The sequence below is a fragment of the Microcoleus sp. BROC3 genome (assembly GCF_036702515.1).
Lineage (GTDB): Bacteria > Cyanobacteriota > Cyanobacteriia > Cyanobacteriales > Microcoleaceae > Microcoleus.
In genome coordinates this window covers 106301-130546 of the sequence record NZ_JAUBTQ010000018.1, presented here as the reverse complement: position 1 = coordinate 130546, position 24246 = coordinate 106301, and the positions used below count along the sequence as shown (strand labels likewise).

Annotated in this window: 20 protein-coding genes, 1 tRNA gene and 1 pseudogene; 5 read left to right on the top strand and 17 right to left on the bottom strand. The window is 46.7% G+C overall.

All coding sequences use genetic code 11. From position 1 onward, the window contains the following. Nucleotides 1–1300 (top strand): annotated as a pseudogene (locus QUB30_RS14030) (IS5 family transposase); the annotation flags it as partial. A gap of 40 nt (nucleotides 1301–1340) precedes the next feature. Here QUB30_RS14030 and QUB30_RS14025 read toward each other — a convergent pair. The 6 genes from QUB30_RS14025 to QUB30_RS14000 form a co-directional block, all read right to left on the bottom strand. Continuing rightward, nucleotides 1341–1859 carry a phage integrase SAM-like domain-containing protein gene (locus QUB30_RS14025; RefSeq protein ID WP_333334165.1) on the bottom strand — a complete coding sequence of 173 codons (519 nt, stop codon included), beginning with the start codon at nucleotides 1857–1859 and terminating at the stop codon, nucleotides 1341–1343. Between the two features lie 6 nt (nucleotides 1860–1865). After that, nucleotides 1866–2075 carry an Arm DNA-binding domain-containing protein gene (locus QUB30_RS14020; RefSeq protein ID WP_333334161.1) on the bottom strand — a complete coding sequence of 70 codons (210 nt, stop codon included), beginning with the start codon at nucleotides 2073–2075 and terminating at the stop codon, nucleotides 1866–1868. A 124-nt stretch (nucleotides 2076–2199) separates the two neighbouring features. Further along, nucleotides 2200–2273: transfer RNA gene (locus tag QUB30_RS14015), tRNA-Pro, on the bottom strand. 37 nt (nucleotides 2274–2310) lie between these two features. Next, on the bottom strand, nucleotides 2311–2679 hold the full coding sequence (locus QUB30_RS14010) for a DUF1818 family protein (protein WP_333334160.1): 369 nt from the start codon (nucleotides 2677–2679) through the stop codon (nucleotides 2311–2313). A 141-nt stretch (nucleotides 2680–2820) separates the two neighbouring features. Continuing rightward, nucleotides 2821–3489 carry a hypothetical protein gene (locus tag QUB30_RS14005; protein ID WP_333334158.1) on the bottom strand — a complete coding sequence of 223 codons (669 nt, stop codon included), beginning with the start codon at nucleotides 3487–3489 and terminating at the stop codon, nucleotides 2821–2823. Between the two features lie 254 nt (nucleotides 3490–3743). Further along, nucleotides 3744–3974, bottom strand: coding sequence for a DNA-directed RNA polymerase subunit omega (locus QUB30_RS14000; protein ID WP_172188796.1), 231 nt, complete (start codon nucleotides 3972–3974; stop codon nucleotides 3744–3746). 80 nt (nucleotides 3975–4054) lie between these two features. Between QUB30_RS14000 and QUB30_RS13995 the strand changes: the two genes are divergently transcribed. After that, nucleotides 4055–4747 (top strand): GDSL-type esterase/lipase family protein, encoded by a 693-nt coding sequence (locus QUB30_RS13995; RefSeq protein WP_333334156.1) that lies wholly within the window; start codon nucleotides 4055–4057, stop codon nucleotides 4745–4747. A 320-nt stretch (nucleotides 4748–5067) separates the two neighbouring features. Then, nucleotides 5068–6324 (top strand): S-layer homology domain-containing protein, encoded by a 1257-nt coding sequence (locus tag QUB30_RS13990; protein WP_333334154.1) that lies wholly within the window; start codon nucleotides 5068–5070, stop codon nucleotides 6322–6324. Nucleotides 6325–6590: 266 nt separating this feature from the next. On the opposite strand, the gene QUB30_RS13985 is transcribed toward QUB30_RS13990, so the two are convergent. From QUB30_RS13985 to QUB30_RS13955, 7 genes are all read right to left on the bottom strand, one after another. Next, nucleotides 6591–7115: a pentapeptide repeat-containing protein gene (locus QUB30_RS13985; RefSeq protein ID WP_333334152.1), complete on the bottom strand. Its 525-nt coding sequence runs from the start codon at nucleotides 7113–7115 to the stop codon at nucleotides 6591–6593. A gap of 20 nt (nucleotides 7116–7135) precedes the next feature. After that, complete coding sequence (locus tag QUB30_RS13980; RefSeq protein ID WP_333334150.1) at nucleotides 7136–8485, bottom strand: LCP family protein; 1350 nt, start codon at nucleotides 8483–8485, stop codon at nucleotides 7136–7138. A 14-nt stretch (nucleotides 8486–8499) separates the two neighbouring features. Further along, nucleotides 8500–8847, bottom strand: coding sequence for a DUF6717 family protein (locus tag QUB30_RS13975; protein ID WP_333334147.1), 348 nt, complete (start codon nucleotides 8845–8847; stop codon nucleotides 8500–8502). Nucleotides 8848–9373: 526 nt separating this feature from the next. Beyond that, on the bottom strand, nucleotides 9374–10549 hold the full coding sequence (locus QUB30_RS13970) for an aminotransferase class V-fold PLP-dependent enzyme (RefSeq protein WP_333334145.1): 1176 nt from the start codon (nucleotides 10547–10549) through the stop codon (nucleotides 9374–9376). A gap of 77 nt (nucleotides 10550–10626) precedes the next feature. Then, nucleotides 10627–11232: a molybdenum cofactor guanylyltransferase gene (locus tag QUB30_RS13965; protein WP_333334143.1), complete on the bottom strand. Its 606-nt coding sequence runs from the start codon at nucleotides 11230–11232 to the stop codon at nucleotides 10627–10629. A gap of 145 nt (nucleotides 11233–11377) precedes the next feature. Beyond that, entirely contained in the window at nucleotides 11378–12442 is a 1065-nt protein-coding gene (locus tag QUB30_RS13960; protein WP_333334141.1) for an anthranilate phosphoribosyltransferase family protein, read from the bottom strand. Nucleotides 12443–12638: 196 nt separating this feature from the next. Beyond that, complete coding sequence (locus QUB30_RS13955) at nucleotides 12639–13613, bottom strand: LysR family transcriptional regulator (protein WP_333334139.1); 975 nt, start codon at nucleotides 13611–13613, stop codon at nucleotides 12639–12641. A 261-nt stretch (nucleotides 13614–13874) separates the two neighbouring features. Between QUB30_RS13955 and QUB30_RS13950 the strand changes: the two genes are divergently transcribed. Continuing rightward, the gene (locus tag QUB30_RS13950; RefSeq protein WP_333334136.1) at nucleotides 13875–17291 is read left to right on the top strand and encodes a PAS domain S-box protein; all 3417 of its coding nucleotides are present in this window, start codon (nucleotides 13875–13877) and stop codon (nucleotides 17289–17291) included. 112 nt (nucleotides 17292–17403) lie between these two features. Here QUB30_RS13950 and QUB30_RS13945 read toward each other — a convergent pair whose 3' ends face one another. Then, on the bottom strand, nucleotides 17404–18768 hold the full coding sequence (locus QUB30_RS13945) for a HEAT repeat domain-containing protein (protein ID WP_333334133.1): 1365 nt from the start codon (nucleotides 18766–18768) through the stop codon (nucleotides 17404–17406). Between the two features lie 223 nt (nucleotides 18769–18991). Between QUB30_RS13945 and QUB30_RS13940 the strand changes: the two genes are divergently transcribed. Continuing rightward, on the top strand, nucleotides 18992–19861 hold the full coding sequence (locus tag QUB30_RS13940; protein ID WP_333334132.1) for a lipid kinase: 870 nt from the start codon (nucleotides 18992–18994) through the stop codon (nucleotides 19859–19861). 249 nt (nucleotides 19862–20110) lie between these two features. Here QUB30_RS13940 and QUB30_RS13935 read toward each other — a convergent pair whose 3' ends face one another. The 3 genes from QUB30_RS13935 to hemW form a co-directional block, all read right to left on the bottom strand. Continuing rightward, nucleotides 20111–21676 (bottom strand): FAD-dependent oxidoreductase, encoded by a 1566-nt coding sequence (locus QUB30_RS13935; protein WP_333334129.1) that lies wholly within the window; start codon nucleotides 21674–21676, stop codon nucleotides 20111–20113. Between the two features lie 254 nt (nucleotides 21677–21930). Then, nucleotides 21931–22203, bottom strand: coding sequence for a DUF1830 domain-containing protein (locus QUB30_RS13930; RefSeq protein WP_333235468.1), 273 nt, complete (start codon nucleotides 22201–22203; stop codon nucleotides 21931–21933). A gap of 589 nt (nucleotides 22204–22792) precedes the next feature. Then, the gene (hemW, locus tag QUB30_RS13925) at nucleotides 22793–24160 is read right to left on the bottom strand and encodes a radical SAM family heme chaperone HemW (RefSeq protein WP_333334127.1); all 1368 of its coding nucleotides are present in this window, start codon (nucleotides 24158–24160) and stop codon (nucleotides 22793–22795) included. Nucleotides 24161–24246: the final 86 nt, after the last annotated feature.

Below are 24246 nucleotides of genomic sequence, written 5' to 3'. Positions count from 1 at the left end.
GGAATTAGCGATCGTCCAAGAGTAGAACAGATCCGTGAAAACCCCTATCTACAATACTTTATTGGTCAATCAAGCTACAGTAATGAGCTCCCCTTTGACCCATCTCTATTAGTTCATTTTCGCCCAAGAATTAGTCAGAACCTAATTAATAAAGTCAACGAACGAATGGTTGAAAAAATCCGCTCCATCACTAAGCGTCAAACCCGAAAAAAAAAAGGATTCGGACGCCAAAAATGAGTCACCCAATCGCGGTAAGTTGATCGTAGATGCTCCCTCGGCCCCAGCCGACATTAGTTATCCGACCGACTTAGGACTATTAAACGAAGCCCGAGTTCATACAGAAAAAATCTTAGACATTCTGTATAAACAAATTAAAGAAAAAACCACTAAAAAACCAATAACCTACCGTAATCTCGCCAGAAAAGATTACTTAGCAGTAGCTTTCGCAAAGACGATCCACCCGAAACAAAAGAAGACAGGCAATTAAAAAACAACTTCAGTACATCAAAAGAAACCTAGCTCATATTGAACAGCTAATCGATTTAGGTGCGACCCTAGAAGGTCTGAATAAAAAGCCATATAAAACTTTGCTAGTCCTCACAGAATTCGCTCGCCAACAACACTGGTTATTTGACAACGATAAACAGAATATTGAGGATAGAATAGTAAGTTTAAGTCAACCCGATATTCGTCCTATAGTCAGAGGAAAAGCTGGGAAAAGCGTAGAGAGGCGAGCCAAACTATCAGCCAGTTGTTTTGAAGGATATGTATTTTTAGACCGGATGAGCTGGGATAACTTTAACGAATCAGGGGACTTAAAAGCACAAGTAGAAGCTTATTATAGATTTACAGGATATTATCCAGAGTCAGTTCATGCCGTTAGCGAAGCCCTCGAAGAGGATCGCATTTATCGTACAAGATCAAACCGAGCGTGGTGCAAAGAAAGAGGAATTAGGCTCAGTGGGCCCCCTCTAGGAAGACCCCCAGCAAATGTGAGTAAATCAAAAAAGAAGCAAGCATTGGAAGATGAGAGGATTAGAAATGCAATTGAGGGCAAGTTTGGGGCTTGCGGAAACGAAGATTCGGTCTAAATCGAGTGATGGCAAAACTTGATAATACATCTGGTACAGTTATTGCAATTAGTTTTTTGGTAATGAACCTTGCTACCTGGTGGCGTCGGCTTTTTTGTGTGTTTTTATGTCTATTTGGAAAAAGAACACCTGTTTTTGGCTTGAATATAATCCCCAATTATAAATGGGGGGACTCGATACAGAAAAAACTTATATTTAATTCTGCTTGAATATATCGAGCGCTCCTGTTCTTAGTTTGCGATCGATTATTCAGCAAACCCTACTTAAACTTTTTCCGATCCAGATTCGATCGCACTCGCTCGAACAGTGTCGCCATCGCAAGGCGGCGGCTTCCCCAGTGCGGAGTCCTGTACCAAATTTAAATTCCACATAGTCAAGGAAGCGTTTCAAATTTGGGGAAGAACCAAATTTCTGAACGATAGACTCAATTTCCTTCAAAGTAAAGGGATCTGGGCGCTGTTTTGGTAGAACTGAAACCTTAACTTCTTCCCAAGGATTTTCTACTAGCAGTTTCTTTTTCTGGCCCCACTCCCAGCAAGCCTTCATTAACACAATCCGTTCGCCTACCGTCACGGGTTTAAGGGAGCGAGCGGATAATAGCCCATCTCTAAATTTCTCAGCAACACTTTCAGAAACAGAAACACAGGTTTTGTTTTTCAAAAACACAGAAACGTGTTTCTGTAATCCACGATATTTAGCCAGAGTAGCAGGTTCGATTTTACGGCGCTTGTACTCGACAAATTGGTCAAAGACGCCACAAACAGAAATGGATTCTTATTTCTGTGGCTTGTACTTGACCAAGGAGGGGTCAAAGTTGCCACTAGCCATGTCTAGTTCAATTGGGCTGGCTTTGATCGAAGCAGCTTTACGGTTGGCGATCGTATCCGGCAGACCGATGTACAACCAAAACCGTTTTCCTTGCCATGACCACGCCAACCGTAGCCGCTCCTGGAAAACTTCAATGTTTACGGAGCCTTTTGGCATACCGCAAATTTATCGCACTTTATGTCTGAGTATGTCAGATCTTGTCACCCCTTACTGAGAATGACAATAGGCTGCGAAATCTACCAAAAATAATGGAATCCTTAGTGTATAAGGATTCCATCTATCGGAGCGGCGGGATTTGAACCCACGACCCCTACTACCCCAAAGTAGTGCGCTACCAAGCTGCGCTACGCCCCGACAGCTTTAACAGCTTAGCATAGAATTCCCGAAAAAGTCAAAAAACTTTAAAAACTTTTGCAGCCTGCACCAAAGTCGGAACCACAGCCGCCGGCCAACAACCCTCGCACCTCCTGCCAGCATTCAAGATCAATTGCACGCTGTAAGCTTCGGGATAGCCTTCCACCTGCACCCACAGCAAGTCGCTTTCGGCTTCAATGGCTATTTTTTCCTCGTCCATTAACTCAGAGGCCATGTGACTCATTGTGCCGGCTAATTGCTCCAACAATCGGCAAAAATCGTTTAACTCAGCCTCTGTGAGTTCGATCGCCCAACCGTCGCCAGCCACCAAACCCTTAAACTCCTCCGCCTCCGGGTTCCATCCCAAACGCCATCCGCTACCCGTCTTAATTACACGTTCCACCATTGAAGGATTTTAGATTTTAGATTTTGGATTTTAGATTAGTAGGACTGACCCATAAATACGAAAGAAACTGGGTTTTTTACCCGTGTTAAAGGCTCAACAGCAGTATTTCCGTAAAAAACCCGGTTTCTGCATCCCTGAGTATTACGGTAGCAACAACTTCGCATCTCCCGGCTGCGGCTGCGGTATTTCCGGGGAATTCGATCGCCCTTGTGGTTTTTCCCCCGCCGCCGGTGTGCGCCCCCCCCCGGAACTCTCCGTAAAAACATCAACCAAAGCTTGAACCAAAGCATCCCGCTGCGATCTATTTAACCTTTGAATAGCAGCACGATCCTGTTCCATTGGATTTGAGCGCAAAACGTCTTTTCCCGGATACACGCTTTCCACCAAATAATCTGGAGTCGCCCCCAAATAGTCAGCTAAACTCAACTTCCAATCAAAGCGGTAATTGGGCGGCCGTCCTTTGACAAATACGTGATATCGAATCAACCGCCCGACTAAAGTATTGGTAGGATCGACTTTTCCTGTTTCCTTAGAAATGTAGTTATTTTCGATCGGCAAATCCGGCAATTTTTCATACACCAATTTCCACGCATCTTGCACCCTCACTTGCGACGGCGCAGATTGTTGAGCCACCCGCTGCACGGACGCAGACTCAGAACTCCGCAGCAGCGAAGGTTCCAAAGCCGACATACTCAATTCGCCCGATTCCAATACCCAACTCAAAAGCGTGAAAATCGCCACACTCAAAGTAACGAACAGAAAACTTAAGCCCTGCTTTAATTTATTCACGGTTTTGACACTTTCAAACATAGAATAATTTCATAATCTTACGGCGCGCAGAGTCCTAGTTTCTAGTTTTATGAATTAGGAAAATAAACCCTGTTGGCAGCATCCCGGTTTTGTAAAAAGCGTTTTTTAGAAGTGCGAGCTTCCGGCTCAGTTGCGTATATAAAATAAACCGAGTTTTTCGCGGAGGCGCGCCAGTCTAGTTTAAAAAAGTTTTGGGTTTTGAGTTGACAAAAATTGCTGGCAACTCTCCACTCAAAACCCAAAACTCCCGAAGTCTAGATATCTCCGATTATTTCCGGCTGAGTCAGTTCGTCCGACATCTCAAATATCGCCCGCATTACAGGTTTCATTTGATGGTCGTCCATATTGTCAAAATCTTCATAGCGACGGCGTTTTGCGCGGTTCGCCACCTGTACCGTAATCCGATAGCGGTTGGATGCAGCACCGATCAACTCTTCCGCCCGACGGGTTAGCTGAGTTGAATCGAAGGTTGGACGCTTAACCATGAGACTACCTACTTTATGTAATGTTACATTCTAGTCTAGTATGTCAAGATTCATAATTTATTAACTGAGTATCATTGCTTATGCAGGCAGCAACAGCCTATTCCTTTGGTCACTTGCATCGGGGAAATTCTCATCCCCTCAAATTGGTTGCTTTCGGTGACAGCTTAATCTACGGTTTCGGCGACGGTGTAGGCGGTGGCTGGGTAGAAAGACTGCGCCGACAGTGGATGTTACCGGAGAGTGCAGGACACGTTTTATACAATTTGGGCGTTCGGGGCGATCGCACCTATCAAGTCTCCCAGCGCCTGGAAAACGAGTTTCGCCACCGGGGCGAACTCAGAAACCGCGTCCCGGATGCGATTATTCTTTCCGTCGGCCTCAACGATTCGGCGAGAGTGCAGTCGCCTACCGGGCGCAGCTACACTGAGTTTGAACATTTTAAAACTGTTTTGGATAATTTATTAGACACTTCCAAACAACTTTGTCCGGTGATATTTGTTGGGATGGTGCCGGTGGATGAAAGTAAAATGCCTTTTCAAGATTGTTTGTATTACAGTCATGCTGACCAATATCGGTATAAGGAAGCAACCAAATTAGCTTGTCAGTTGCGGGGAATTCCCTATTTAGATATTTTTGATAAATGGATAAATCGGGGCAGTGATTGGTGGCGATCGCGCCTGATTGAAGACGGGCTACATCCGAATGCAGCGGGCTATCAATCTTTATTTGAAGATGCAACGAGTTGGGAACCGCTAGCCTCCATTAGTCATTAGTCATTAATCAAATCGAGCGAGGGCGGGCACTCTTGGCACTGCCCCTACATAATACAGCTTCTGCATCCAGGACTGTATAAATTCAAGGTAGATAAGGGAGATAAGCAACATAAGGATTTTAAGGAATTTAAGCATTTTAAAATTCCCCAATCACCATAAAAATATTTATTTTAAAAGACCGTATCTTCCCCCCACGAAAAATAAAAAAATTCAACAATGATTACATAACTGAGGAAAGAGCAAGTTCGGCAGGAATCAATCAGCCTATTAACAGCTTGCTTGTCCTCAATAAAAAACTTGTGTAAATTGGAGAATCAAAAATGTCTGTATTACATCGTATTAAATCCGGTACATCTGTTTTATTAACACTGGGAACAGTTGCCGGAACCGCAGCGCCGATGCTAGTAGCTCCCGCGCCTTCTTTTGCTCAAACAGCTTTTTCGGATGTTAATAATAACTACTGGGCAAAAGATTTTATTCAAGATTTGTCAGAAAGAGGAATTATCAAAGGATTTCCCGATGGCAGTTTTCGCCCGGATGCACCAGTAACGCGGGCTGAATTCGCGGCAATGATCCGTTCTGTGAAAAAGGCAAAAACCCGCGCTGCTGTGGGGTTTGCCGATGTTCCGTCTAATTTTTGGGCAAGCGGGGCGATCGCCGAAGCTTACGAAATGGGATGGATGTCTGGCTATCCCGGCAATGTTTTCAGGCCGGCACAGCAGATTCCTCGCGTTCAAGTTGTAGTCGCTTTAAATAACGGAATGGGCTATGAGCCTACGTGCGATTTTCAAGATGTTCTCAGCTACTATAGCGATGCGGGTGAGATTCAAAGTTATGCTGTCAAAAGCGTTGCTGCTGCTACTGAAAAACAGTTGGTTGTCAGCTATCCCAATCCTAAATCTCTCAAACCGAACAAGTCAGCAACGCGAGCTGAAGTAGCTGCTTTTATCTATCAAACATTAGTGAGTACCAATCAAGCAAGAGCAATTAATTCTCCTTACATTGCTAAGATTAATGTTAGCGAGTCTGTTGCTGTGAAAATTCCCAGCGGGGTGACTATCCCAATCGAGTACACAAAAGGCAAGATTTTGCTCGGCCCCAATGACAAGTCTCCGATTACGCTGACTGTAGCTGCGGATATCGCGGGCAATAATGGCCAAGTGCTGATACCGGAAGGCTCGAAAATTAGCGGCGAATTGCGATCGACTGCTTCGGGCGTTCAGTTTGTGGCTCAAGAATTAAGTATCCTCAACGGCAGCAGAGTGCCTCTCAATGCGACTTCGCAACTGATTACTAGGAAAGAAACTGTTACCAAGGGCGTTAATGTTGGTAATCTGATTAAGAATACGGCGTTGGGTGCAGCAGCAGCGGCGGCGATCGCAGGTGTTACGGGCGATCGGGCGATCGCGACTGAAGAGGTGCTCGGCGGTGCGGGAATCGGGACTTTGATCGGGGTATTTTTGGGTCGAGATAAAGTCGATTTGTATGCTGTTAATCCCGACACCGATTTAGATTTGCTGTTGAATTCGGAGTTGGTAGTTGGTACTGCCAGCACAGGCATTTGTAGCGCTCGATAGAGCCGATACTTGGAAATTTCCTCAAACCCCTCGCCTTGCAGGAGAGGGGCTTTAATGTGTGTATTTTACCTCGCTACAGGTACATCTAATCAAATAATTATATCAACTCCGGTAGCGTCAGAATTAATATTACTCACAGTCAGGACACGGCAGTGCCGTGTCCCTACAATTAATGGGGGTAGGGACACGGCACTGCCGTGTCCTCGGTATCATTCCGATGCAACCGGAAACAATATTACCCAGGGAATTTTTTAAATTGTCAATTCCTACGGACATCCCAAACTTTCTCGGGTAGAAACTCCCGTCACGGGATTGACACCATCTGCTTTCTCGCACAGGAGAGTAACTTGATAAGCGTCGATAATCGCGTCAGTAAAATCAGCGCCGGAAATTGCAGCATCAAAAAACCGAGTTCGAGTCATAATAGCCTCGGAAAAATTAGCATTCGTCAAATTAGCGCCGTCGAATGTAACTCTATCTGCCAAAGCACCGGAGAGGTTGGCACCTGACAAGTTGGCATTCAGCAAAACTCCCTTAGTCAAAATCGCATTAGTTAAATCAGCACCTTGAAAATTTGTTCCCCGCATTTCCGCAGCGACAAATGTTCCCCCCGCTAAATCCGAGTTGGAAAAATCGCGATCGGACAAATTAATATTTGTGTAATTAATATTTGTTTTCGGCAGGGCAAATGCCGGAGTAGCACTCAGCAGCACCCACCCAAAAGCCAGCACTAAACTTAAAACCAGGCTCAGGAAAATTCTGAAAACACTTTTCACAGATATTGCACTCATGGTAATTGACTCATGACTAATTAAAATCGCTTTACCCAATCTTCGCCAACGCGAAGTGTCAAGTCAGAATTGATTTCACCCGTAGAAGATGCTTCAATTTTACCGCCGCCTAACTCTTTTTGCAGTAGATTCGCTGCCTCTAAATCGCCTTGCTGAACAATAATTTGACTTTGACGCTCCTTCTGGGGCGAATCCTGCACTACAGATACATTAAAAAAGCCCTTTTTTGTGAGAAATTCACCAACGGTTTTGGCTGCTGTCGGTTTGCTAGAAGCGTTTTGGACAGCTATTTTGAGGTTTTTGGGCAAAACGGACTCGGTTGGGTTGCGAAATCGTCCTTGTGCAAAATCCGGCACGCTCTGGTTGAAATATTGTGTCATAATGCGCTCCAGCCCGATCGCATCTACAATCCAATAACTCCTCAAATCGGCTTGTTCTGAACTAGAACGTCCAGGCAACATTACCATTTTAAAATTCTCTCGCTCCAATTGCAAACCGAAATTTGCCAGGGTCAATATTTCCTCATAATTTAGGTTTGTATCCACATACTTTTGCATCAATCGAACAATTTGGGGCAAGCGTACCAATACTGAGGGACTTGTGAGGCGGTTCCGAATAGCTTGAATTAAAGATTGCTGCCGCTGAATGCGGCCGATATCTCCTAAACCATCGTTGCGAAATCGAGCAAATTGTTCTGCTTGTTCTCCGTTGAGAGTTTGCCATCCCTTGGCTAAGTTTATTTTTAACTTTTGGGCGCTATCTGTATACGACATGGCGCGAGGTACAAATACCTCAATTCCGCCCACTAAATCGACTAATTCCCGAAACGCATTGCTGCTGACTCGCACGTATCGTTCTATTTTCGTATTGTTCAGCATACTGCTAACCAATCGCGTCGCCAAAGCTGCTCCTCCCCTGGCATTGGCTTCGCTAATTTTGCTGAAGCTAATTCCGGGAACTTCGACTTTAGTATCTCGCGGAACAGAAAGCAAACTAATAGATTTATCTCTAGGATCGAGGTGGAATAAGAGGATTGTATCGCTGCGACCGTTAAACATCTTAGGGCCATTGGCTGCTGCTTCCGGCACGCGGTCAATTCCCAATATCAAGATATTAACTGGCCGCGACAGGCGGTATCCAGAGCGGTTGGAGGATAGATAGTCAAAGCCAGTAGCCTCTAATACTCTATTGATAATTGGCGGTTCCACGGGAGCTAACAGAGCGGTAATTGCCCCCATTGTGGCGGAAATTGCCGCTGTGAAAACTAGGAAAAATAGCCCCACTATATACAGGAATAACTTAGGCTTTTTGCGAGATGTTTGATCGACTGGTTTAACAAAGTTTCTTTTAAAAATTGACAAGTTTTTCATTGACTTGCTGTTGATTATTGCAGTTTTTCAGCTTTGCAGTAAAACTTGGGCGGTGCTTCTGGAAAGTATTTGAACATAGCCGGACACAGCCAGCCTTCGAGATTTTTGGATTCCCACCGATACCAGTTACCGCCGTATTCTGCTTTCAACCACAGCATTTCTGCTTGATATCCGGGAAATGGATTGGCTGAAAATAAAAGTCGGAAACCTCGATCGGCATTGGGAATGTCTGCGACAAGCGCGTTAATCATTTCGGGGACGCCCTGAACAAATGGTTCTCGGACAAGTCCGACTCGCTCGTCGTCAAAAACCCAGGTGTACTGTTCGCGATAGGGGTAAATTACCATCATGGCATTGGACATGGTATTCGCCTCTTTTGATTTCGTTTGTTTTGTCTGCGAAAATGCAAGTGTTGATACATTATATTCTGTGGCGCGGAAGTTGTGCGCTATCCAATTTGACAACCCTGTTTTAACTTAGGAAATTTTGCCAGTTATTTACAAACTTTATTCGGCTTGGGCGGATTGGCGAAGTCTAGGGCGATCGGGCTTTAAAAGCATTTTTTTACTTTGGGGACTTTAGGTAAATTGTAGCTATTTTAAAGATGGTTAAAGGTAATTTTTTGCAGGAGTTTTAGCTTTAATTGTACCTGTTTTTATACCATTATTACGTTTGTAGTAAGCAATGCAAGTCCTTATTCATTCCTGGGGAGAGGACGGTGCCCTCACTACGAACCTATGACTGTTTTTAGTTGGGTGTTACAGCAGATTCTACGTTTATGAAGTACACCCGCCTATCGTTCGATTCCCGTAGGAACACGGCACTGCCGTGTCCCTACACTCCATAAACCTGGAATATGCTGTATGTTTTTTGGGTGGAATACCCAGCTCAAATTCTCGTCAGCTCAACCAGCGCCTTAGCCAAATATTGATACTGTGGCAAAGTATTGTACAACTGAGCCGAAATCCTCACCAACTGCTTACTAGCATTCGGCCAAGGAATCACCGGAACTTCTATTTTAAAAATCTCCCACAGCGCTTCTTGCAAAGGTGGAATTCCTCCCTTTGCAACCTCATCAGACTGGCCGTCTGCCAGAGGCACAACAGCCATCGAACCCACCATTTCATCAGGACAAGGCAGCAGCAAATCTAATTTGTCCGCCAATATTTTTCTCCCCGCCAATGCTAAAGCATGATTCTTTGCCCTCAATTCCGGCCAGCCGCCGCTCAACAAAGAACCCATAAAATCAATAGCTACAGGTACGCACAAATAGGGGCTAGGATCGACTGTCCCCATCCAGTCAAATTCTAATTGAAAGCGCGATTTATCAGCGCGCGGCGAGTTAGCACCGTGACTGATCGTAGTTGGGCGAATGGCATTTTGCTTGTCGCGCCGCACGTATAAAAAGCCCGCACCTTTGGGCGCGCACAGCCATTTGTGGCAATTTCCCGTATAGTAAGCCGCGCCAATTTCATCTAAATTCAGTGCTACCATTCCCGGCGCATGAGCTCCGTCTACCAATACATCCACGCCACGGTTAGCTAACGCGCCCACTAACTGTTTGATGGGAAAAATTAAACCTGTTTGGCTCACAACGTGGTCTAATAAAGCTAACTTTGTTTGCGGTGAAACGCACTTAATTATTGCTTCAATAATTTGTTCGGGCGACTCAATTGGAAAGGGGACTTCTGCTACTATTACTTTAGCGCCTGTACGCTCGGCTACAAAATTAAGTGTATTGCGGCAAGCGTTGTATTCCTGATTTGTAGTTAGCAATTCGTCGCCCGGAGAAAAACAGAGCGATCGCAAAACAGCATTTACTCCCGTCGTGGCATTCGGCACAAAAGCCAAGTCATCCTCAGCCGCACCGAGAAATGCTGCTAACTGATTTCTCGCATTATCCAACAAGGGTTCAAATTCCCGCAGTAAAAAGCGCAATGGTTCTCTTTCCAGTTGTTCTCGAAAAATGGTTTGCGCTTCGAGTACGGGAATGGGACAGGCCCCAAAAGAGCCGTGATTGAGGAAAGTTATATTGCGATCGAGCAACCAATATTGGTTAATCATTAGTAATTAGTAATTAGTAATTAGTCATTAGTCATTAGTCATTAGTTAGTCAACCGTCAACAGTCAACCGTCAACAGTCAACCGTTACTCATTTTACCTTTTAATTGCTCAAACTCTTCTAATGTATTGCAATTCGATAACATTAGTGCTTCTCGTTCCCCTACAGGTAGAGGGCTTGCGGAGATTTGATTTAACCACACTTGAAAGGAACGTCCCCCTTTGTCAATAAAACTTTGCAAACTGGGCAGAGATTGTTGGCGGTAGAAGCCACACAAAGGCTCCCAGCGCGAATTTTGATAAGGCACAACTGCTAAAGTTGATGGGGAAAATTCTGTTAACTGACTTGCCCAATTCTGAATAATCTGGGCATCCAACAAAGGCAAATCGCAAGCTAACAGTAAAATCCACTCGGCGGCAATTTCTGTCAATCCCTGAGTCAATGCAACCAAGGGCCCGGAGCCCGGATTGTACTCTACCAGAAATTGGGATGTTTCGGTTAAGGTCGATCGATAGCGATCGGGCCAAGCAGTCAGAACATAAACTTCGGGGGTTACAACTGCGGCCACTTCCAACGCCCGCTGCAATAGGGATTTGCCCTCAATTTCCAGCAGAGCTTTATCCCTACCCATCCGCGAACTTTGACCGCCTGCAAGCACAATTACAGCAATTTGATGATTAGTCATTAGTCATTAGTCAGTAGTTATCGCAAGAATTGCCTGTTTTGAACAGGCAAGATGCCTGTTCCACAATAATTATTGGAGATGTCTAGTAGTCAGTAGTCAGTAGTCAGTAGTTAACGGTCAACACTCAACGGTCAACAGTCAACGGTCAACTCAAAACACTAACGGTTTTGCTAACTTCCTCAAGTTTTTGCACGACTTGACCGCTACTCAATAAAGTTTCTGCCTCAATCAAACCCGAGTTCATATCTAAACAAACTCCGCTGCGCCACAGATAAAAGCCGCCGTTCCAGATAGCGGACTGCATCAATTCCGAGGGTTTTCCCAGCAACACTTCCTGCATTTGTTTGAATAACTCTGGGGCTGATTCAAAGGCAGGATTTGTGTTGCTAAAACCGTAATCTCCGTGAGCTAAAAGCACTCGTTCAAACTCAGCGTCCGGCTTAGCAATGCCGATAATCGCAGTACGATCGCGCGGCAAATCGCAGCTTCCCTCCAATCCCTTGACTGTGGTATAATTTTTGATTCCGCGCAGCTCAAAGGCTTTTTGAAACATACCTTCTGTCGGCGGGTGGACGTAGCCCGATATAACGTTAACGTCGCCGATACAGGGACACCACATCAACTCCATTGTCGAAAAAGGCGGCCGTTTGCCGATTTCGCGGCGGTAGGGCACTAAAGCGGCGGCTTGAGGAAAATGCTTGGGAAGGTAAACAAAACCCAAACCAGTTTTGTCAAAAACTTGCTGGATTTTTTCTAAACCAAGTTTTCTCCAGTCAACTCCCAAACCCCGCCAAATTTCAATCAGGGGAATGCCTTCTTTCGTTGGCATGGTATCCCCCCCGTGCATGAGAGTTGGGACGCCAGAGGCCGCTAAAATTAGGGCGGTTATTGGGCTAATTGGAGCCGTGCGCGATCGCCCGTCGTAAGCAACGCCAAACACGGCCACGGTAGAGACGGAAAAACCTTTTTCTCGGTTTGGGGGGGCAAGCACAGGCCCCAATTCTTCATAAGCATCGAGCATTCCGGCTAATTCTTCGCCGGTGGGCCGTTTAATGCGGTGGGCAATCATAAAAGCTCCGATTTGAGCCGGTGTTGCTTCCCCCAGCAGCATCATCCGCGTGGCTGCTGCTGCTTCGGAACGAGTTAAGTTTTCTCCTGTGTGTACTCCGCTGCCAATTTTTCGCAGCAATTCTCTAAATGCGTCACTCATAACTTTTGAAGTTGGTAATTGGTAAGGGGTAATTGGTAGTATTTGAACCGTTTTAAATTTAAATTTCAGAACTATCTATTCAAAATTATCGAATTATACCAGTTCCCAAAAAGAAGGCAATCGTTGGAAATATCCAAACCCTTATTTCATCAGTCATTCCCAATCTAAAATCTAAAATCTAAAATCTAAAATGGTATTAACTGCCTGATTTTTCTAGCTTGATTACATCAAAAGGCGGCACAAATTCGCGTACCAGATTCCAGAAATGGGCGATCGGCGGAATTTGCATTCGATCGTGAGTTGTCACCAACACCACTTCGCGAGTCCAAGTCGGATCGGCGGCCGATTGACCGATCGCCGAAACCTTGGAATTTGAGCGCTCTTGGGCGATCGACCGCACTGCTAAAGTGCGATCGGTTTTCGCCTCCAGCAAAGCTGAATGCGGCAGCAAAGCAATCAATTCTCCCTGTCGCACCACACCCCGAAAAGCATCAAGAGTGTTGAGTTCCAAAACAGCATGAAGTTTAGCACCGATGCGTCCAAATTGTTCTTGCACCATCCGCTGCATTCCGTACCCGTCCTTAAACACCACTTGCGGGTAACAAATCAATTCCGGCCAAGGTACTCGATCGTACTGGGCCAGGGGATGACCCGCCGCCATCAACACCTCGATCGGCTCATTGTAGAGCACCTCAACCAACATTTCCGGGGCTTGAGTAAAATAGCGGTTGTTCATCACCACCGCTATGTCCACCAAACCGTCTTTGAGGACTTTTAGGGCTCTATCGCTCCCGAGGGAAGTCACCCGCAACTGCACGTCTGGATAGTCGCGACAAAACTTTTGCAGCACAGGCGGCAAATAAGCGGCGCAAACCGAGTGAATCGCAGCCACGCAAAGTTCTTGCTGCTTTCCCGCCAGTAAGTCTCCCAATTCTTCTGCAGCATTTTGCCAAGTCTGACAGATTTTCCGAGCGTGAGGTAACAGGCATTCCCCTCCCACAGTCAGCTTCGCGTGGGCGGTGCGGTGAAACAGCGACAAACCCACTTCCGCTTCGAGTCCCTGCACTTGACGGCTAATAGTCGATTGGGTAACGCCGCACTTCCGGGCAGCTTGCTGAAAGCTACCGGTTTCAGCAACTGAAAGAAATGCTTGAAGCTGCTCTAAGCGCATGGATGTTTAATTCGAGATGGTTTCAGACATTTTCCTCGAAGATCATCAGTGACATTAACCGATTTACTAGAAGAATTTAGTAGACGTTGATACACGTACAGATTAGTTTTGATTCCGGGGCGAGAAAAGCGCAGGCATTAGGAATTGACACTCCCCGCAAGACAGATGCGGGGATATTTGGCTGTTTTTTTGTGTATAAACTAGGAATTAGCGAGTCAGCAACAAAAGTGCAACTACGATCGATCGCACGCGAGAGCCGAAATGCTGGAATTTCTTAAGATTATGTTATTTAACCACAATTTTATTCTGCAAGGTGGATGCTGCCAGTGGCCAACCCAGTTGATGGGACTGCACGCGGTCAGCGATTTGTTAATTGCCTTGGCTTATTACTCAATTCCAGCAATTCTGACATACTCGATCCGGAAGCAGCCGGACGTGCCTTTGAGCAAGGGGTTTCTCCTATTGGGAGCCTGGTTTTTCTGCGGCGGGACAACTCATTTGATGCAAGTTTGGATGCTGGTGCATCCCAGCTACTGGCTGTCAAGTTCGATCGCCGCCGTTACCGCTATCATCTCTCTGTGGGCTGTAGCGGAACTGATACCTTCCCTTTCTCAAGTGTTGGCTTTGGCTGGGGCGGCCTCTTTAGCAGGAAATACGGCGCTGGAAACTCAAAAGGTCGATCGACGGCAAGCCGGCTCTGCCATTAAAAATTCCGTCGCATTCCCCACAACCGAACTCCAGCAAATTAACGAGCAATTGCTCGCAGAAATAACGCAGCGCGAGCGAGTCGAGGAACTCCTGCTTGATGCTTTAGGCAAGCTGCAAGAAAGTGAAGAACGCTTCCGCGTTTTTCAGGAATTATCTCTAGACGGATTTAACGTATTTCGCAGCATTCGCGACGAATCCACAATTGTGGATTTTGAATGGGAATACGTCAATCCCGCAGCGGCAAAAATTCAACAACGTACACCTGAAGAATTAATCGGAAAGCGATTGCTGCAAGTCCTGGCAGGTCATAAAGATAGCGGTTTGTTCGACCGTTACGTGCAAGTTGTAGAAACAGGAATTCCCCTCGATACCGAGATTTATTACAACAGGGAAGGCATTGTCGGCTGGTTTCGGATTATGACCGTTAAATTGGGCGACGGCATTGCTATTTCTTTTGGCGATATTACTGGGCGCAAGCAAGTAGAATCATCCCTGCGCGAGGCGCTGCAAAAACTAACTTCTCATTTTGAAAATACTCCCCTAGCGGTGATTGAGTGGGATGAAAATTTTCGGGTTAGCGGGTGGTCGCCAGCAGCCCAGAAGATTTTTGGGTGGGAAGCAACAGAAGTTTTAGGCAAGCATTTTAGCGAATGGAAGTTTATTTGTCAGGGCGATTTTGAAGACGTACAATCGGCAATTTATAGTTTAAAAAAACCACGCGATGGATGCAATGTAGTTCGCAACAGCAATTATACTAAGGGTGGTTATTTGGTACATTGCGAATGGTACAATTCGGCTTTTTACAGCGATTCGGGACAGTTGATATCGGTGCTGTCTCTGGTTTTGGACGTGACGGAACGCTTTAAATTTATGGAAGTGCTGCGACAGTCTGAAGAGCGGTTTCGGATTGCGGCAGAAAGTGCCAGCGATTTGATTTACGAATGGGATATCGAGACCGGGATCGTGCTGTGGTTCGGTCACGTAGACGAACATTTGGAGTACGAAAAAGGCGGATTTCCGAGGACGAGAGCAGCTTGGAACAGTATCTTGCACCCGATCGACCGCGATCGAGTCCTGGCTGCGGTCGATCGGTATTTGACCGCACCAGACAGTTCTGGGGCCCCATTTTTTCAGGAATACCGCGTTCAGTGCCAGCGGGGCGGCTTGCTGCACTGGATCGATCGGGGCAAAGCAGTGCTTGACAAACAAGGCAATCCCTACAAATGGATCGGCGTGATTAGCGACATCAGCGATCGCAAAGAGGCCGAAGAACAGCGGAATCTAGCCTTGGCGCGGGAACAGGCCGCCCGCCGCGAAGCCGAAGCCAGCGAACAGTTGTACCGCGTCCTCGCTGAAGCCATCCCGCAAATAGTTTGGACTGCCACAGCCGACGGCTGGCTGGACTACTACAACCAGCGCTGGTTTGAATATACTGGCTTGACGCTGGAGGAAACTCAAGGCTGGGGGTGGCAGCTAGCCCTGCATCCAGATGACGTGGAAGATGCCGTAGAACGCTGGAAGACCTCGGTGCAGACGGGGAATACTTACGAGGTGGAATACCGCTTTAAACGGGCATCTGACGGGGCTTACCGCTGGCATTTGGGTCGGGCATTGCCCGTGCGGGACGCTGAAGGGAAAATTCTCAAATGGTTCGGGACTTGTACCGATATTGACGATCGCCAGCGATCGGCCCAAACAGCCAATTTTCGCGCTCGAGCCTTGGCTTTGCTGTCGTCGGCTTCCCTAGATTACGAGGAGGCGCTGCAAGGTTTAGCAGATTTAGCAGTACCGGGGCTGGGCGATTGGTGCTGCGTGCATTTGCTCGATACGGACGGCTCGATCCGCTTGCAAGCAGTTGCTCACTCCGATCCGAGCAAAGTCGCTCTGCTGTGGCAAATCGACCAGCGCTTGCCGCTAGATCCCCAGGGACGGCACGGAGTAGCAAAGGTGCTGCGGACTGGGGAGTCGAAGCTCTACCCAGAAATACCGGACTGGGTGATCGAGGCGGTTGTACCGGACAGGGAACTGCTGTTCGTGCTGCGATCCCAGGCGCTGTCGGCAATCTGCGTGCCGCTGATCGCTCGCGGACGGACGCTGGGAGCGATTTCGCTGCTGTGCGGGGAGTCCGGCCGCCGCTGCGGGGAGGGGGATTTGCTGTTGCTGGAGGATTTGGCGCGGGATGCGGCGGTGGCGATCGACAATGCGCGGCTTTACCGGGAAGCAGCCCTGGCCAACCGGATTAAAGATGAGTTTTTGGCAACGCTTTCTCACGAGTTGCGGACGCCTCTGAACGCGGTTGTGGGCTGGGCTCAGATACTGCGGCAGCGCAAGTTGACTCCCGAAAAAACGGCTGTGGGTTTGGAGACTATTGAGCGAAACGCGCGGTTGCAGACTCAGATGATTGAGGATTTGCTCGACGTTTCTCGGATTGTGAGCGGCAAAGTGTGTTTGAAGCTGTGCCCGGTGGATTTGGCACGGATTGTAGAAACGGCCGTGAAGGCGCTGAGTCCTGATGCTGAAGCTCGGGGAATTGAATTGGTGAGTTTTTATGACGAAGGGGTGAGCTTGGTGAGGGGCGATGCTACTCGTTTGCAGCAGGTGGTGTGGAATTTGCTCTCGAATGCTATTAAGTTTACCCCGCCGTCGGGTCGCGTGGAAATCAGGCTCTCGGAGGATGGGGAACCCGGAGCAGCGGGTGGCGCTATGTTGTCTGGGCAGTCTCCGGTTCACTCTGTTTCGATCGTTGTCAGAGATACGGGAATTGGCATTAGCAAGGAGTTTTTGCCCTTTGTGTTCGATCGCTTCCGCCAAGCTGACAGCACTTCTACGCGCAGTTACGGCGGTCTGGGACTGGGATTGGCGATCGTCCGCCATCTCGTGGAACTCCACGGCGGCACTGTCTGGGCCGAAAGTCCCGGGGAAGGACTCGGCTCGACTTTCGGAGTGCGGCTGCCAATTGAGCCCAGCTAAAGTTTTGATTTTTCAGTTATCGAGTTCAAAATTCAATATTTAAGTTCTACGTAAGGTGCTTATGGCGCACCCTATATTTAAATGTTCTCCGCAAATCCGCTCGCTCTTAATTTTATTGCCATTCTTGCAGGGCGATCGCAATTCCCTGTTTTAATCTTGGTTCGAGACTCTCTTGGTTAACTAAAATTTCTAATTGCTGTCTGGCCTGAATCGCATTTAGCTGTTTTAGCGCAGCCGTACAGTGCAGCCTGATGCTGTTATCGGCATCTGCTAACAGTTGAATCAGCACATCTAGCGCTCTAATATCTCCTAGTTGCCCTAACCCTAAAGCTAAAGATTGTTTGATTGCTACGGACTGCACGGCGGGATGATTGCTTTCGAGCAAATCGATCATAATTTCAGCAGCTTTGGCTTTTAATTCCGGATTTTCCACTCGCCCTAAAACAGTTATAATCTCTTGAAAAACAGTAGGTTTAATGTTATGAAGTGGCAATCGATCGTCAACAGTTAGCATTTGATTGGTATTTGTCAATTCCCCGAGTTCTGCGTTAACAGCCGATCGCCCAATCAGCGCTGTTTGCAAATATTCTAAAGCGGCTGCGGTTTCGCTCCAGGTTAGGGCGCGCACTGTTTCCATTTGCAATTCAACCGGAGTTGCGGGCGATCGCAGCAATTCAAATAAAGCAGCCGCTGCAGCATCGGTTTTCACTCGCCCGAGCGCGATCGCCGCTTGCTGACAAACTTCTAATCGGATGTCCGACAGCAAAGGTTTGAGCAAGTTCACTAAATCTAATTCTGCGTCTAAATAGGCGCGCGCGCCGAGAGCTCGCACAGCTTCTTTTCTAACTGCTGTCGCCGGATCTTTGAGTGCTGCTACCAGTACCGGCGGGATGCGGGAGTCGTGAAAGCTGCTCAGAGCCTCGATTGCGCCTGCCCGCACCGCAACTTGAGAGTCTCCGACTACGCTCAACAGCGGCGCTATGGTTTCCGTGCGCCGAATTTGGGCGAGTGCTGCTGTTGCAAACTGTCGCGAGTCTTGTTGCTGCAAGAGAGTTGCTAGGGATTCTATGGCTGTCGGGCCGAAATTCCCTAGGGTTTCGGCCGCGATTTGGCTCAATTCTTCGTCGGAATTTTTGACTAATTCTACTAAAGCTTGAATCACTTCCGGGCGATCGAACTTTCCGAGAATGCGGGCGGCGAACCACCGGGATTCCGTGTCAGCGTCTTCGTCTTCGAGCACGGCAATTAAAGGTGCGATCGCGCCATTTCCCAGATTCGGCAATACTTTAGCAATTTCCCAGCGGTCTTGAAAATCCCCCCATTCCAAGGCTTGTATTGCTAAACTGACAGCTTGCTCTAAAGTGTGTTGTTCCTGCGGCTTGCTGCCCTTGGCTGTCACTTGCTGCAAGCATTCGACTAGCCCAGGCCAGTTTTCGCGATCGGCAGCGACTTGCGCTTCTTCTAAAAAATTAGACATAATTTTAGTTTTACTTCTTTAAGGAGCTAGGTAGATGGCAGCTAGCGGAGAACGCAAGATACTTTTTAGCAATCTTTTGCTACAATTATCCATTTTTTGACATTTTTGTCAATCCAGCTTAATTGGTAAAATCGAAATCAAGCATTAATTTGATCCACTTAAGCCATCAAGCTATACTTGTGGTAATTAAAAACACTCAATATTCCCCATTAAAAATTAACAAATGAAGAAAGCTCTACTTTTAGTAAACCAGCACTCCAGAAAAGGGCAAAAGCTATTATCTCAAGCCACTGTAGAATTAGAAGCACGGGGTTTTGAGTTAATTGTAGAATCTACGGAGCACGCCCGCGAACTTCCCGACACAATTCGCCGCTACCAAAATCGAGTTAAATTAGTAATAATCGGCGGTGGCGACGGCACTCTCAACGCTGCCATAGAAGGTTTGACAGACACCAAGTTACCCTTGGGGATTTTGCCGATGGGAACTGCTAACGACCTAGCCCGCACTCTGGGAATTCCTACAGATTTATCAGCAGCTTGTCAAGTAATTGCTAGCGGTAAAGTTCGGCTAATAGACTTGGGTTGGGTGAACGGCCAACATTTTTTTAATGTTGCGAGTTTGGGATTGAGCGTGCAAATTACCCAGCGGCTGACTAAAAACGTCAAGCAGCGTTGGGGAGTTTTAGCTTATGCTTTTACTGCTTTGCAGACAATTTTGTCAGCGCGACCGTTTCGAGCAGAAATTAAGGTAAACAACCAATTTTTTTATGTTAAAACTATTCAAATTGCCATTGGCAACGGCCGCTATTACGGCGGCGGCATGACAGTTGCCGAGGATGCCACAATCGACGACAGGCGACTGGATTTGTACAGTTTGGAAACAAAAAACTGGTGGGAAATCATTGCTTTGCTGCCGGCTATGAAGCAAGGCAATCATACCAGTCGGCCTAACGTTCGCACGTTGCAAGCTCAAGAATTTGAGGTTAATACTAGCAAACGCCGTCCGATTAATACTGACGGTGAAATCACAACTTACACCCCTGCCAAATTCCGAGTGATTCCCCAAGCTTTAGCAGTTATAGCTCCTTCATGACTCACAACTAATATAATTAAATATGAACAGGTATTTTACCTGTTCATATTTAATTATGTTGTGGAACAGGCATCTTGCCTGTTCATATATAATTATGTTGTGGAACAGGCATCTTGCCTGTTCATATATTAGCCACGGGCAAGATGCCCGTGCCACAATTAATCAATAAATTATAGTGTGTTGTGGAACAGGCATGTTGCCTTTTCATATATTAGCCACGGGCAAGATGCCCGTGCCACAATTAATCAGTTAATAATCGCCTCCAGCGCCATATTGCCACGCTTCAACTAATCGGTGAAAATAGTATTGCTGCTCCGGCGCTAATTTTTTTACCTGCGGTTCTACGGCTTTCCCCAAAGGCTGCAATCCCGTATAAACCCCTAAATTTACATAATGAATCATCCAATCGAGCAAGTTGGCTATTCCTACCTGCGGGATAATTTTCATAACTAATCCGGGATGGCTTATTGCTGTTTTAAATAGGGTTTGGGACAAAGCCGGAAACAGCACGATATCTTGAAGAAACGGTTTGAGTACCGGTTCTCCCAACTCTTCCATTACCTGAAATACGGCAGCCAAAAGTTGATTGATTTGATTGGGGTCTATTTTTTGATTCATCGCAGCACTCATCGAACGCTGGAACAACCAGGTAACTGATAGATTCGGCTGGTAGGGTTGCAAAAGTGCGAGGGAATTTTTGCTGAGACTATCGCTTGTCAAAGCTTCCTCAATTCCTAGAGTCAAGCGTTTGAGGTGGCGCACCATTGCGCCGAAACCGCCGAAGCTGAGGGGAGATTGGCTACCGCTGCTGTCTCCGACTGGGAGTATGCGATTCCAAGGGGTTTTTAGAGGACTTTGGCGATAGCAGGGGAAGAATCCGTAGAGTGCTCTTTGGAATTTTAACTGTTCGAGTTCGACGTTTTGATATTGGGGAAGCAAGCGCAAATAGTCTTCAAATAATGTTTCTAAACTGAATCTTTCTGTGTCGGCGTCTATGTAGGTAAATAAGTAGGTGGTGCGGCCGTCTCTGGCTGGAAATGCTTCCCAAAAATATTGGCACTGGTTTTGCATTGGCGTGAAGGATGCAAATATATCGCCAGTGTCGTTTTTGGGGTATCCTTGAGCGCAACTGCCGACTACTAAACATACGGCGTCGGGTTTTTTTCCTTGTCTTGCTTGGCGGACAATGGGCGAAAAATGTCCCATTGCGTCTAGAAATAATCGGGTTTTAAATATTTTTGTAGCTGCTTTTTCCTCGCTACTTGCAGATTCTACCAAGACTCCTTCAGGGTGAATTGTTGCTGTTTTAAATGGTGTATTTTCAAATAGCTTTCCTCCCGCTTTTATAAATCGCTTTTTGAGGGTTTCGAGGAGGTAAACAGGATCTATTCCGATGTTTAGTACGCCAGAAATCCAGATATCGGGGGTGTTGGCAAAGCTGATGCGGGCTGGGTTGTATTCGGTGGCGATGGCTTTTTCTATCTCTGCAACAGATAGCAGATTTAGTTCTAAGAATGCGTCTAATTCTTTGCGAGAAATGTTCCATTCTTGCTCGCGTCCTCGCAGGGTGCCGCGTTCGAGCAAGGCTACTCGCCAACCCCGCAGGACTAAGGCTGTACCGATTAATATTCCTAGGGTTCCGCCGCCGATAACTATGTCGAAGTCGAGGGTTTCGAGGGGTTGTTGGCTGTGCTTGACTGCTTGGGGTGCTGGTGCGGTATTTTGTTTGAGGTTCTCCCAGAGTCGATCGACTTTTCTCAGGCCTCCCAGGGCGTCTCCTGGCAGTTGAGAGAGGATTTGTTCGGTGAGGGACATCGGGTTTTAATATTGAAGAGCGGTGGATTTTATCTAATTTAGCTTACATCCACACTTCCGACAGTTTCAGGGCTGACGCATGAGGGTTATAAACCCGGTTTCTACGAATTTTGCGACGAGGAACCAGAAGTATACGAAGAAACCGGGTTTTTGAGGTCGCGAGTGCGTAAGCCAACTAAGTTTTTATCATCACACAGAGAAACCCGGTTTCTGAAAAAACCGGGTTTCTCGTTGGTCAGTCTGGAGAATTATCTTCAATCAGCCTTGCTTAATTCTTCAACTCGCAGCCGATCGCACAAAATTCGCTCGCACACAATAGCACCCGTCTCCGCACTCCTGCAAACTTCTAACTGAGCTTCCGGCAACGCTTCAAACAAAAAACGCTCTCCCGGAAAAACCGTCCTCTCAAAATACCAATTAGGAATATTAGTAATCCGAGCAATTTGCACTTTGTTAGTATTATTAAGATACCAACACAAAATGCGCGCCTCACGTTCGGAAATTACCTGATTCATTGTAAAATTCATGTTTTTAACTTGTTGGTGAAATTGTGCGATCGATCGACTACTGGCCTAAGCTCAATATAGCATATTACCAGTTAAAACAAAATTTATTCTACATTTTTTTTGTTAATTAATAACTGACCCCGAGGAAACATTGGCGCATTCCACCTGTTCCCAAGAAGGTGCAAAAGCAGGCCTTGCTAAAGTGCAAGATTTCCATCCTGCCCTAACAGGTGCGTTCAACAATTGACAGTGACCGACTGAACCTCTTGCCTGTTGGTAATGACCGCAAAAATTACACTTGGAAGCCGGATTGCAAACGCGATCGCTAATTACAAGGCAGGGCTGGTTTTGGGTTTGGTTACGCTCGATAGTTAAAGTATTCATTAAATTACTTTTTAAATGTTCAGTCTTAAGTATGACGGCTTGAGTGCAGTCGTGGCGTCTATCTCAAGGCTTAGTTCGCCTTTAAGTTTTGTTTAGGGATCGATATAAAATATATTATTTTTGAGACGATCGAGCTAGGGAGCAATTGAATTTCCTTTCATCGCATTGGCGGCCCCGGCTTGACTGCAGATCGCGATCGCCTGGGGGTATACTTCCTCAGACAGAGCTAATTATCCTCGCCTAACTTGCTGAACAAATCGGCTAAAATTGTATTAGAAAATAAAAAACCTTCGGGATCGCTTAACCTCAAATTTCCCGAAAGCGGCAGTTTCGCGGCCTCGCCTAAAGTTGCGTGAAGCGGAGCTATCCCGTAGGGAATCGTCCTATCCTCCGTCATAATTTCCACCCATCCTTGCCGCCAGTAGGGCTGCAAACAACGCCAAATTTTATCGACCGTTTGTTGAGTAAACTTTTGAGTCAGCCGCGACAGGCTAACTCCTTCTGCTAAACGCAAGCCTAGCATCAGGGTTTCTAACAAAACGTCATTTTCTGAGACTTGAAAATTTTGCTCAATTGCTGGGTAAATATCCGGCTGGGTTTCCCCTCCAAGTTTTGAGGGAACAGGGGAATGGAGGCGAGAGATCGATCGCACCCACTGATAATATTCTTGAGTTTTGCGAGGCCTCGTCAACCTCCGGCCTTCCACGTAACTCGCCGCCCCCATTCCCAAACCGTAATAAGGGCGATTTTCCCAATAAACGCGGTTGTGGCGGCACTGATAGCCAGATCGAGCGTAATTAGAAATTTCGTAATGTTCGTAGCCAGCGTTGGTGAGAATTTCCCGCGCCAAACGGTACATTCCAGCAGCGGTTTCATCTGCTGGTAGCGGCTGGGCTCCTGCTTCAAAGTAGCGCCCGAAAGCAGTTCCCTGCTCAACAATTAAGTCGTAACTCGACAGGTGAGTCGGGGAAATTTCCACCGCAGCTTTCAGAGAAGCTTCCCACTGTTCTAAAGTTTGGTGCGGCAGTCCCGAAATCAGGTCTAAACTGAAATTGACGATACCAGCCGATCGCACTATTTCCACGGCTTCAAAAATATCAGCGACAGAGTGCGATCGCCCGCAAGCTTGCAGCAATTCATCCTGAAAAGCTTGCACTCCCAAACTAACTCGATTTACTCCCGCCGCTGCATATCCCCGCAACTGTTCTAAAGTAAACGTACCCGGGTCTATTTCTATAGAAATTTCTGCCCCAGCAGCAATGCCAAATTTGCCGTCGAGAGTCTCTAAAATATTGCTCAACTGACTGACAGAAAGCAGCGAAGGCGTGCCGCCGCCAAAAAAAACTGTGTTCAGAGATGCGCCTAAATTTAAAGTTTCTTCAATTTCTTGACACAGTACGGCAATGTATTGGACGATGGTGCCGGAATTCTCGCCATTTTTGCGATCGCCCACCACAAAAACCGGAAAATCGCAGTAGTAACAGCGACGGCGACAAAAAGGTATGTGCAAGTAAGCCGAACTAGGAATGCCGGAATTTGCCGCTTGCACACTTTTTTTTAATTCAAAGGTTAAATAATCTGTGGTAGGGTTCATTACATCTGACGCCGAAAGCGCCACTTCAAATCTAAAGTTTTAATTAAACCATCATGAATAATTATGTATATTATGACATTTTCTTA